This is a genomic window from Coprobacter fastidiosus, assembly GCF_982245605.1.
In genome coordinates this window covers 36,639-47,636 of sequence record NZ_CEVCIF010000008.1, presented here as the reverse complement: position 1 = coordinate 47,636, position 10,998 = coordinate 36,639, and the positions used below count along the sequence as shown (strand labels likewise).

The window sequence follows — 10,998 nt, the reverse complement described above, 5'->3', positions numbered from 1 at the left end:
AAAAAGGCGCATGACATTGCGCCTTTTTTTATGATATAAACTATTTATTCATCAATTATTATTATACCAATCGATCATTCGACGAACACCTTCCTCGATATCGATTTTGTGATGCCATCCCAATGCATGCAGTTTAGATACATCGGTCAATTTTTTCATAGTCCCATCCGGCTTTTCAGCATTAAAATAGAGCTCTCCAGCAAATCCTGCCGTTTTCTTTATCAATCGGGCAACATCTCCGATGCTGATCTCCTTACCGGTCCCGATATTGATATGGCAATTACGTATTTCTTTCGTATTTTTCGGCTTAAGGTCCTCAAAATCGACATGTTCCATTACAAAGACACAAGCATCAGCCATCTCCTCACTCCATAAAAATTCGCGCATCGGAGTACCGGTACCCCATATCTCGACCTGGGCAATGCCCTTTTCCGACATTCGAACGCCATATTTATCTAATACAGCAAGTATTTTTTCTTCAGAGGCTTTTCCATCGACCGATTCAACCGGACGTTTATCCAAATCGGAACGTATAGCAGTCCAATTCCCTGTTTCGAGATAATGTCCTAAACAAATTTTACGGATCAGAGCCGGCAGCACATGTGAACGTTCCAAATCAAAATTATCGTTAGGCCCATACAGATTGGTAGGCATAACGGCAATATAATTGGTACCGTATTGCAAATTAAAACTTTCACACATCTTCAATCCGGCAATCTTGGCTATGGCATAAGGCTCGTTTGTGTATTCCAGAGGTGAAGTCAGCAATACATCTTCATCCATAGGTTGTTTTGCATCCCGAGGATAAATACAAGTACTGCCTAAAAAAAGTAGTTTTTTCACTCCCGTACGGTACGAATTATAGATTACATTGTTTTGTATCTGTAAATTACGATAGATAAAATCGGCCCGATAGAGACTATTGGCCACAATACCGCCCACAAAAGCAGCCGAAAGAAAGACATATTCCGGTTTTTCTTCGTCAAAGAAACGAGTTACGGCAGGTTGGTTGCAAAGGTCCAATTCACTATGTGTACGAAGGACAAAATTCGTATATCCTTTTTCCTGCAAATTTTTCAATATGGCAGATCCCACCAGTCCATGATGACCGGCAACGAATATTTTAGCATTCTTTTCCATTAATGTTTGTTTTTAATCATTCGGGCAACCTTCTCCATATCATGTTTTACCATAATTTTTACCAATTCACGAAATGGTGTTTGAGTAGGATTCCATCCCAATAAAGTTTTAGCTTTGGTCGGATCGCCCAATAATTGTTCTACTTCGGCCGGGCGGAAATATTTAGGATCGACTTCGATCAACACCCGTCCGGTTTCTTCGTCTATTCCTTTTTCATCAACACCTTTTCCTTCCCAACGGATTTTAATACCCACTTCAGCAAAAGCGAGGGTACAAAATTCTCGTACAGTGTGCATCTCTCCCGTTGCTATAACAAAATCTTCGGGAGTCTCATGCTGGAGAATCAACCACATACATTGTACATAATCTTTGGCATATCCCCAATCTCGGCGGGCATCAAGATTTCCCATGTAGAGTTTATCCTGTACGCCTTGTTTGATGCGGGCAACCGCCAAAGAAATTTTACGGGTAACAAAAGTTTCGCCTCGGCGTTCACTTTCGTGATTAAACAAAATACCATTTACAGCAAACATTCCATAACTTTCCCGATAATTCTTCGTAATCCAGAAACCATATTGTTTAGCTACTCCATAAGGCGAACGAGGATAGAACGGAGTTGTCTCTTTTTGTGGCACTTCTTGTACCAATCCGAACAATTCGGATGTAGATGCCTGATATATTTTTGTTTTCTTTTCAAGATGAAGAATACGGACAGCTTCCAATATACGAAGTGTACCGATCGCATCGGCTTCGGCAGTATACTCCGGCACATCAAAACTGACTTTCACATGGCTTTGTGCTGCCAAGTTATAAATTTCATCGGGTTGTACCTCTTGTATGATGCGAATTAATGAACTCGAATCGGTCAAGTCTCCATAGTGCAGATTTATGGTTCGCTGCTGTTTCATATCACGAACCCATTCATCGAAATAAAGATGTTCGATGCGCCCAGTATTGAAAGATGAAGAACGTCGCAATATCCCGTGGACTTCATATCCTTTTTGCAATAAGAATTCGGCAAGAAACGATCCGTCTTGTCCCGTAATACCCGTAATCAAAGCTACTTTAGTACTCATTTTCAACTAAATATTAATTGTTAATCCCTTTTGTTTTTATATTGACGGTTTGGAGTACAAACATAAAAACAAAAACACATCAAAAAAAATTTCAATCTCTTTTTATCTGCGAATACGTATCTGGAAAGAATGTTTCACAGGCTTTTCACTAATGAAAATTAAATATCCACCCCCTCCTGCTCCACTCAATTTCCAACCGGATACCGAATCTTTGTATTCTTCGATCTGCTTTAAAATATCTTCATTCACCATGTGAGGGAACATGGCTATCTGTGCTTCGAAACTGGCTCTTACTTGTGCTCCGAAACGTGGTAGGTCTTTATCGAGAATTGCCTGCCAACAACAACGGGCAGCATCACTCAATGCCTTTACCGATAACGTATCGATACGAGTTTCGGCAAGGACATCATAGGATTCACCTCTCGGATATAGAGGAACCAACCATATATATTTTTCGAGCCATCCTAAAATATCCGGATCAAGATTGTTTTCTATCGATTCGGGCCAATAATTGTCTTTATATTCATATTTGTTCAATCCCGGCATAACAATTCCCAAAGCATCCTGAGATCCGCTAATATAGGGAGTTCCGGGTGGATTTTCATAACAAAATAACGTTTTTGCCAATTTTTCTTTATCACCTTCGGGAATATCGGTCTGCCATAACTCTATCGCCTTTTTACGCGAACTTGTGGACATCCCGCTACGATCATTAAATTCATAATCCGGTTCTATACAAATGGTCAATACCGGACCCGGATAATATTTACTGACATAAGGCTGATCGAGCCATCCTCCGGCCAAATCGATCCGGTAGGGAATGCGGCATTCTTTTCGCAACATCGTTGTCGAACGTACAGGCAAAGTTCCATGAGGAATTCTTTTACTCACAATATATTCGATACCCAATTCTTTACAAAGTTGCGCTTTCAAAGGGGTATTGCCGTCGGTATTTACAAAAAATATATCAGGTTTGAGTTTTCTCAATTCTTTTTCAAAATCCAACAGTCCGCTTCCGCTATTGATCCACGCATCTTTAACTACACGAAGAGCTTTTACCATATAAAGGCGTTCTGCATCGGTATTGATCGTCTTTCTGGCTTTCAATTCAAAAATAGTTTTATCCGATCCTATGCCGACATACAAGTCTCCATACCGAGCCGCTTCCTCAAAAAAAGCGACATGTCCGCTATGCAGCATATCATAACATCCCGAGACAAATACTTTCTTATTTTTCATATCCGAAATTCACCTTGAGAATTCTTTAATTCGCTGTTCATCCCGGAGTTTGCAAATCAACAAGGTGCCGTTATTTTCGGCAATGATATATCCGTCGAGACCTTGAACGACAACTCTCTTGTCTTTAGGAACATGTACTATACAGTTTTCTGATTCTATCAACTTCACATTTTCTCCCACACATGCATTATGATGAGTATCGTGGGGCAAACGGGCATGAAGAGATCCCCATGTGCCTAAGTCTGACCAACCGAATGATGCCGGGAAGACATAAATTTCGGACGCTTTTTCCATGACGGCATAGTCGATAGAGATGCTTTCACAAGTCGGGAAAAGCTCATCAACTCTCTCTTGCTCATCATCTCTGTAAAAACAAGGTGTCAACAGATCGAAAACAGAAGCCATAGCCGGGCAATAGGCCCGAAAAGCTTGCTCAAGAGTATGTGCATTCCATATAAAAATTCCGGCATTCCAAAAATAATTACCGGCCGATAGATATTCCTTTGCAACAGAAAGAGTCGGTTTTTCCTTAAATGCCTTTACCGGCTTTATTTCACTGCTATCCTCTATTCCTGCCGCAATATATCCATATCCGGTTTCAGGACGAGTAGGTTTCATTCCCAATGTAAGTATAGATTCCGATTTTGACGTAAAATCAAGCGATTTTACAATAACTCTGCGAAATTCTTCAACATCGGTTACCACATGGTCTGAAGATGTTACTACTATATTAGCATCGGGATAACGTCGTTTTATTTTCCAACCGGCATAAGCAATACAGGGTGCGGTATTGCGCATACATGGTTCTAACAATATGTTGGAACGAGGAATATCCGGAAGTTGTTCTTCTACTAACGATTTGTATCGGGCAGAGGTAACTACCCAAAAATTGGATATGGGAACAAGCCCGCTGAAACGGTCAACAGTAAGCTGTAACAATGTGCGCCCGCATCCTAACACATCGATAAACTGCTTGGGACGGTCGGGCGTACTCATTGGCCAGAAACGACTACCTATCCCTCCGGCCATTATTACCACATGATTATTTTGCATTATATATTTATCTCAAAATATTCAAAGATATAAATAAAAGTTTAAGAGCCTGTCTAAATTTTTCAACAAAAAATATTATCAGATCATTTTTATGTTTTCTTCCGGTTTGCTTTCCCGTTTTCTCTCGTCAAATAGCCCAACTATCATCCCCGTAAATTCTTAAAAATTTTCTTACCGGACTTCACGCTTTACCAATTTACGCTCTTTATCGACTATAAAACGCTGCAAGCCATATACCAAGCATAATCCCAAAAATATATCGAACAGAAACATTACGGTTTCCCCGAGAATCTTAACTAAAAACCAATTGAGAATTATAAACATAGAGGATGCTATCACCAGCGTTAACATCGCCTGCCGATGGGACATACCTAATGCCAATAATTTATGATGGATATGATTTTTATCCGGAAGGAAAGGTGATTTACCGTGTTTTATCCGGACAATAAACACTCTGAAAACATCGAAAATAGGAATAAACAGTGTCGAAAATGCAACAATCGGAGCACCTACTACTCCGAATTCGGGTGTAGCGTTAAGCTGACAGAATCGAATGGCAAGAAATGCAAGACAGTAACCTAAAATCAAAGATCCGGTATCTCCCATAAATAACTTCATCCTTTTGCCAAAAACGTTATACAAGAAAAATATCATAACCGATCCTAACAGTGAAAATGCCAACATAGCATAGGCATACAATTCTGAAGAAAGAAACCAAAATCCATATACCGCAAGAGCTACACTACTCAATCCGGACGCTAAGCCATCTATACCGTCGATCAAATTGACCGCATTTATAATTAAAACCGTTATAAATATCGTCAACACATAAGATACTGCCACCGGCAACTCATATATCCCGAATATTCCATGTAAATTGTCTATATGAATATCTCCGAAAAGGAAAAAGATCGCAGCAAGAATCTGCGCCACAAATTTTTTACGAAAAGAGACACCTCGAAGGTCGTCTAAAACACCGATACCGTAAATAATTGTCAGACCACATATCAAAAACAGCATTTCGAGCAATAACGACTCCCTCAACTCCGTTGCGACACCGACTCCATTCAGCTCACGAAGCCCTAATACAAAAGCATACGAAAACATCATACAAGGTAAAAATATTATTCCACCTAAACGGGGAACTGCCCTCGTATGCGAGCTCCGGCTATTCGGCACATCAAATAACCTTCTCTTTACCGAAACAAACACAAGTCTCGGTATTACCAAAAATGAAAGGTAAGCAGACAACACCAAAGCCAACAATGAAAAAAGTTGTAACATACGATCAAAATTTTTTCACACACCTATTAATAACATCTAAGAGTTCATCCCTATTTTTTGTAAACAATTTTCACAAAAAATAGTTTTGAGCATACTTCTCAAGAAATTATCCTTTCACATTATGAACTCAGAAAAAATACATCCCCATGTTTTTCCCTAAGTACCTGTGTTCTCCTTAATTTCCTACAAAAAATCGGATAAACTCAAAAAAATGCTCCCAAATCACATATCACCTCACACCGTCGACAAATATAAGAAAATATTTAATTTGTATTTCACAAATCTTAAAAAAATATTTTTTTCAAAATATTCTTACGAGCTGTTTTAAATTTTGTCCGGATCAACTCTGAAAATTTCTTTTACGAATGTTCTATTGCTTTTATAAAGCTAAAACTAACCCGAATAAAATTTAAACGACTTCTAAATATGTGCAATTTATGAATGTCAGTAAGATATTATCCGATTACGAATACTATCCCCAAATCGACAAGATACTTAGAGCCTGTTTAAATTTTCCAATAAAAAAATACGATCAGGTCATTTTTGCGTTTTCTTCCGGTCTTTTTCCCCGTTTTCACTCGTCAGATGATAGCCCGCTATCATCCTCGTAAAAACAGAAAGACATGCTCGGAAGAAATTCCCAAAACCTGACCCGAGCAAAATTTAAACAGGCTCTTACAATATTTATAGATCAAACTATTTGCCGGATAATCTGAAAAACAATTTAGAGATCAACAGTTCTGCAATTTTGTACCAATAGCGCAGACTTAATATAAATATATTAGTATATATATTATTTTCACGGCAAGCTCTTAACTGCTCTTTCATGATCAATTTGCGACTTCCCATCGACTCGGTACTTGCCCCTCCCGTACGCATCGTTACAAAATCGATAGGAAGATAATGAATGCGGATATGGTTCAAAAAAATGAATCGTAACAAAAGCTCAAAATCTGCAGCGATTTTATAATCGATCTTATAAATTCCCAATTTATCGTAACAAACTTTGCGAACATAGAAAGACGGGTGTGCCGGCATAAATCCCAAACGCATCAATCCCCGACGAAAGATCCGCGAAGAATAATATCTCACAGGTTTCGAAAGATTATCCGGGTTTACAAAATGAATGTCCCCATACACGGCATCGATTCCGGGACGTAATAAAAACGCTTTCACCACCATCTCTACGACATAATCATCGGTAAAGAAATCGTCGGAATTGAGTACTCCCACTATATCTCCGGTAGCAGCCAATATTCCTTTGTTGAAAGCATCGTATATTCCCTTATCTTTTCCCTCTATAATTCGTTGTCTGTCTCCGGCGTTGGCTTTTACAATGGCTATGGTATCGTCTTTGGATAATCCGTCTACAATAATATGTTCGATATTATCATAGGTCTGCCGATTGACCGAACGGACAGTATCGGCTACTGTCGCCGCACTGTTGTATGTGCATGTTATGATAGAAACTTTCATTATGAACTATTATTTTAGCTTATGTGTTTTAATCCGACATAATTTAAACGATTAGTTTTCAAAATTTTATAGAATAATTATCCCTCAAATATTTCTTTATTTTTTCCACATCTCTACCGCAGGCTTTTTTTATTTCAAATATTTTTGCATCGACAAGAGTGCGATACCACCAACCTTGTAAAAAATCCCAAAGAAATCCTTCTTTACCATCTAAAAAACCGAGTTTAACTATGTAACGGTAACAGAAATAAGCAAACGAACGCCAAAATAGAGGCATCTTTGCATATTTCATTTTCTGTGCACGTTTTTTCTGTACATCTTCGCAATATGACGCATCATCTGTATCCAAATTGAACAGGTGATATTCCGCATCAAGTAACAGAGCCGCTTCTCGAGAAGAATAGTGATTGTGTTTGTCTACAAATTGCTTTATGGAAAGAAGACTATCATCTATAAACTGATTTTTAAAAATAACTGTCCGACCCGATTTCACAACAATATGCTCATCCATTAAACGCTGTTCATAACAAGCTTTCCCATATCTGAAAAGGCGTATCATTTTCACACTATTTACAATTCCATGTTTCAGAACACGCCCCATAAAGGCCCGTCCTAAAGGGAAAACCACAGCCGTCACATCATCGGATAGTTTCGGTAATTGTTCATCCATCTCGGTTATCAATCCAGAAGTCAAATACTCATCAGCATCCAACCGCAATACCCATTCGGTTGTTATCGGCAAATTCTCTAAAGCCCAATTGAATTGTGCAGCCTGATTCCCAGGCCACTCATGCTGATGCACTTCTGCCCCCAATTCTTTTGCAATATCGGCTGTCCGATCTGTAGAAAAACAATCCACAACAAATATCTGTTTCGCTATAGATCTTACATTTTCTATGCAACGACGGATATGAAGCTCCTCATTTAAAGTCAATATGATTACCGATATATCTAACATATTCTTCTATTTATTTCTTTATTTCTCTTCTCTTTATAAACTTGGCAGGATTTCCGCCGACTACTGTCCACGGTTCTACATCTTTAAACACACAAGCCCGAGCACCGATTACAGCCCCCTGTCCAACCGTCACTCCCATACCGACAAATGCATCAGTAGCAATCCATGCTTGATCTTTGACAATAATAGGTGCTGTCACCAGAGGATTTAAAGAATCCGATATATCATGACTTGCCGTACAAAGATATGCACCCTGGGACACTGTCGTATTAGCCCCGATTTTAACAAGAGCTACATTATAACAATCCACCCCCGAAGCAAGACAACTATATTCATCCATTATCAAATTTGCAGGGTAATAGATTTTAGCAGAAGAATATACAATTGCCGTCGAAGCTAATTTCGCACCGAACAACCGCAACAAAAAACGTTTCCAGCCACTTCCTATACTACGTGGCAACGGCCGGGCAAAAATCGTCCAGACAACAGACCAAAGCATCCTGATCATCTGATGTTTTCTTGTCAGAGCATTTTTATATCTTGATAAATCCACTACTTTTTCCATAATATGATCAAGTTATTATATATGCACAAATTCCGGTATTTTAATGTCCTTCTCTAACCATTCATACAATTGCTTCATTCTCAATGAAACCGACTTTATAGAATAATGTCTCAATACTAATGTCCGACCTCGTTCTCCCATTCCTAAACGATCCTGCTCCGACAAATTAATCGCAATCAACAAGGTACTAATTAACGTATCGATGTCATTATCAACCCACCAGCCGCAATCGAATGTTTCCAAGTCACTCCACGGAGTACCTTTAGAGGCTATTACCGGGACTCCTTGAATTAGGGCTTCAGGAACTACCATTCCAAAATTTTCGGATTTGCTCGGTAATATCTGGAAATCGATAGAATGAATCAGTTTTTGCAAATCTTTCCCCATAATAAACCCCAAGAAGCGAACATTATTCAGTTTATTTGCAGTTGCAAACTCTTCCAATTCTTTTTTATACGCAGTATCTCCATCACCAATAATCAACAATTCGCAATTATGTGTTTTATTTCCTAATTTACTCCATGCGGACAATAGGAGATCTACATTCTTGATTCGATTCAACCGCCCGACGAAAGCAAAACGACGGACCGAATTCGAAGTTTTACGTATTTCTAACGAATCATCTATCGCCAAACCATTAGGTATGACCGCAACAGGATTATTCAACCCGAATGCCCGAATATGCTCCAACTCTGCCATACAAGTAGCCTGCAAGCATGATGCCGTTTCCAGATCTTTACGCTGAAATACCGTCGATACGATCTTCTTTTTCCATGCAGAAACTTGCAAAGCCTGCGGATACAGCATTCCATGGGGAGCTATCACACAGGGTTTATTCTGTTTTTTTGCTATTTCTGCCGTAAAATGCGTCGGACATGTCCATAATCCGTTTGCATGATATAAATCGTACCCGATATGGGAATTCAAATAACGTCTGAAATTGGACGAATAAACCAACGGTGTGCGGGCATCATTCGGCAAAGCCTTAATAAATGAATCATCTGCAATGATCTTATCCGAATCGTCCCGAGGCATCAATGTAAGAATATCTGCATCTATTCCCTCATCCCGAAGACCTTTAATAAGATTATAAGTACAAGACGTAGGCCCACCGCTACTGATATTCAATCCCGATATCGTATGCAATATTTTCATATCTATTTTATTAATTTTAGATAGGCATTAACCTGACATTCATCCCGTTTATCAAAGTCGAACCTATCCGCATTTTTTTTATAAAACGAATAATTATTTTCGATTTCTTTCAATGCGTTGTTAAAAGAATCCCGATTATCCAACTCGAACACCAATCCGGTCTTTGGTTTTTCGACCATATCCCGATAAGCCCCTACTCGATCGCTTACAACGACAGGCAATCCCCAATAAATAGCCTCTTCTACCACCAATCCCCAAACTTCCGAACGAGAAGGAAGGATAAAGACATCATGATCTTGATAAACCGTGCTTAATTTTTCGTTTTCTACAAATCCGACGAAATGGATATTTTCTTTTGCTTTCGCTTTCAATTGTTGTTCCAACTCTCCTTTTCCGACAATAGTCAACCATCTCCCGTTTTTATTAAACTCATCTATTAAAAAATTCAGATTTTTACACGGAATAAGCCTACCGACATACAGATACTTTTTATTCTTTCTATCCTCCCCTTGTAATTCAGACTTCTCTATTTTATTAAAAATACCGACTCCTCCGGTCATAACAATTTTCCCTGTATAACCGATTTCTTCAAAAATCATTTTTTGCAACTCACCCGAAGGTAAGGCCACTGCCATACGACCAATAATCTGTTTTTTCAACCAGCCTTTTCCTCCCGAAAAATCAGATTCTAAAACAGACGATTCGCAAATGAGGCAATTCTTTTTTTTAGGTGTAAAAAACGAAAGTAAATTATACTCCGGAGCCAACCAACCCGAATACAATATCTTCTTACACCTTATATGCGACATCAGCCGACATAATCGACCGAATACTTTCAATCGATTACGTTTCGAAGCATCTCCCTCAAAGAGAAATACATAATCGAACTTATAAGAATCTTCCGATTTCAGCATTTTGTTGACGGCTTCACTTCCATAACCGTAAAAAACCAACAATACAGATGCGCTCTCTGCAATCTCATTACACAGGTTGATTTTGTAAAACGACGGTGTATTCGTCAAATATATTATATCATATTCTTTTTTCATAAT

Annotated in this window: 10 protein-coding genes; all 10 read right to left on the bottom strand. The window is 38.8% G+C overall.

Annotated elements, in window-relative coordinates:
• Positions 1 to 51: 51 nt before the first annotated feature.
• The 10 genes from AC0UMU_RS03625 to AC0UMU_RS03580 all read right to left on the bottom strand — a co-directional run bounded on the left by AC0UMU_RS03625 (position 52) and on the right by AC0UMU_RS03580 (position 10,995).
• A complete protein-coding gene (locus AC0UMU_RS03625; protein WP_278714717.1) occupies positions 52 to 1,140 on the bottom strand; it encodes a GDP-L-fucose synthase family protein in 1,089 nt (362 codons plus the stop codon).
• A complete protein-coding gene (gene gmd / locus AC0UMU_RS03620) occupies positions 1,140 to 2,216 on the bottom strand; it encodes a GDP-mannose 4,6-dehydratase (protein ID WP_278714715.1) in 1,077 nt (358 codons plus the stop codon). Before gmd ends, AC0UMU_RS03625 begins: the two co-directional genes overlap by 1 nt.
• A gap of 102 nt (positions 2,217 to 2,318) precedes the next feature.
• Positions 2,319 to 3,455 carry an adenylyltransferase/cytidyltransferase family protein gene (locus tag AC0UMU_RS03615; protein ID WP_278714714.1) on the bottom strand — a complete coding sequence of 379 codons (1,137 nt, stop codon included), beginning with the start codon at positions 3,453 to 3,455 and terminating at the stop codon, positions 2,319 to 2,321.
• A 9-nt stretch (positions 3,456 to 3,464) separates the two neighbouring features.
• On the bottom strand, positions 3,465 to 4,508 hold the full coding sequence (locus AC0UMU_RS03610) for a mannose-1-phosphate guanylyltransferase (RefSeq protein ID WP_278714713.1): 1,044 nt from the start codon (positions 4,506 to 4,508) through the stop codon (positions 3,465 to 3,467).
• A gap of 171 nt (positions 4,509 to 4,679) precedes the next feature.
• Positions 4,680 to 5,792: an MraY family glycosyltransferase gene (locus AC0UMU_RS03605; protein ID WP_278714712.1), complete on the bottom strand. Its 1,113-nt coding sequence runs from the start codon at positions 5,790 to 5,792 to the stop codon at positions 4,680 to 4,682.
• Between the two features lie 696 nt (positions 5,793 to 6,488).
• Positions 6,489 to 7,268 carry a glycosyltransferase family 2 protein gene (locus tag AC0UMU_RS03600; protein WP_278714711.1) on the bottom strand — a complete coding sequence of 260 codons (780 nt, stop codon included), beginning with the start codon at positions 7,266 to 7,268 and terminating at the stop codon, positions 6,489 to 6,491.
• A 58-nt stretch (positions 7,269 to 7,326) separates the two neighbouring features.
• Positions 7,327 to 8,226, bottom strand: coding sequence for a glycosyltransferase family 2 protein (locus AC0UMU_RS03595; protein WP_278714710.1), 900 nt, complete (start codon positions 8,224 to 8,226; stop codon positions 7,327 to 7,329).
• A 10-nt stretch (positions 8,227 to 8,236) separates the two neighbouring features.
• Positions 8,237 to 8,791 carry an LbetaH domain-containing protein gene (locus AC0UMU_RS03590; RefSeq protein WP_009319462.1) on the bottom strand — a complete coding sequence of 185 codons (555 nt, stop codon included), beginning with the start codon at positions 8,789 to 8,791 and terminating at the stop codon, positions 8,237 to 8,239.
• A gap of 15 nt (positions 8,792 to 8,806) precedes the next feature.
• Complete coding sequence (locus AC0UMU_RS03585) at positions 8,807 to 9,946, bottom strand: glycosyltransferase (protein ID WP_278714709.1); 1,140 nt, start codon at positions 9,944 to 9,946, stop codon at positions 8,807 to 8,809.
• A 2-nt stretch (positions 9,947 to 9,948) separates the two neighbouring features.
• Positions 9,949 to 10,995: a glycosyltransferase gene (locus tag AC0UMU_RS03580; protein WP_278714708.1), complete on the bottom strand. Its 1,047-nt coding sequence runs from the start codon at positions 10,993 to 10,995 to the stop codon at positions 9,949 to 9,951.
• Positions 10,996 to 10,998: the final 3 nt, after the last annotated feature.

What these genes read in the sequence shown, in the direction of transcription:
- AC0UMU_RS03605 (WP_278714712.1), bottom strand. Translation starts at nt 5,792, where the DNA reads ATGTTACAACTTTTTTCATTGTTGGCTTTGGTGTTGTCTGCTTACCTT.
- AC0UMU_RS03580 (WP_278714708.1), bottom strand. Translation starts at nt 10,995, where the DNA reads ATGAAAAAAGAATATGATATAATATATTTGACGAATACACCGTCGTTT.
- AC0UMU_RS03600 (WP_278714711.1), bottom strand. Translation starts at nt 7,268, where the DNA reads ATGAAAGTTTCTATCATAACATGCACATACAACAGTGCGGCGACAGTA.
- AC0UMU_RS03585 (WP_278714709.1), bottom strand. Translation starts at nt 9,946, where the DNA reads ATGAAAATATTGCATACGATATCGGGATTGAATATCAGTAGCGGTGGG.
- AC0UMU_RS03625 (WP_278714717.1), bottom strand. Translation starts at nt 1,140, where the DNA reads ATGGAAAAGAATGCTAAAATATTCGTTGCCGGTCATCATGGACTGGTG.
- AC0UMU_RS03615 (WP_278714714.1), bottom strand. Translation starts at nt 3,455, where the DNA reads ATGAAAAATAAGAAAGTATTTGTCTCGGGATGTTATGATATGCTGCAT.
- gmd (WP_278714715.1), bottom strand. Translation starts at nt 2,216, where the DNA reads ATGAGTACTAAAGTAGCTTTGATTACGGGTATTACGGGACAAGACGGA.
- AC0UMU_RS03590 (WP_009319462.1), bottom strand. Translation starts at nt 8,791, where the DNA reads ATGGAAAAAGTAGTGGATTTATCAAGATATAAAAATGCTCTGACAAGA.
- AC0UMU_RS03595 (WP_278714710.1), bottom strand. Translation starts at nt 8,226, where the DNA reads ATGTTAGATATATCGGTAATCATATTGACTTTAAATGAGGAGCTTCAT.
- AC0UMU_RS03610 (WP_278714713.1), bottom strand. Translation starts at nt 4,508, where the DNA reads ATGCAAAATAATCATGTGGTAATAATGGCCGGAGGGATAGGTAGTCGT.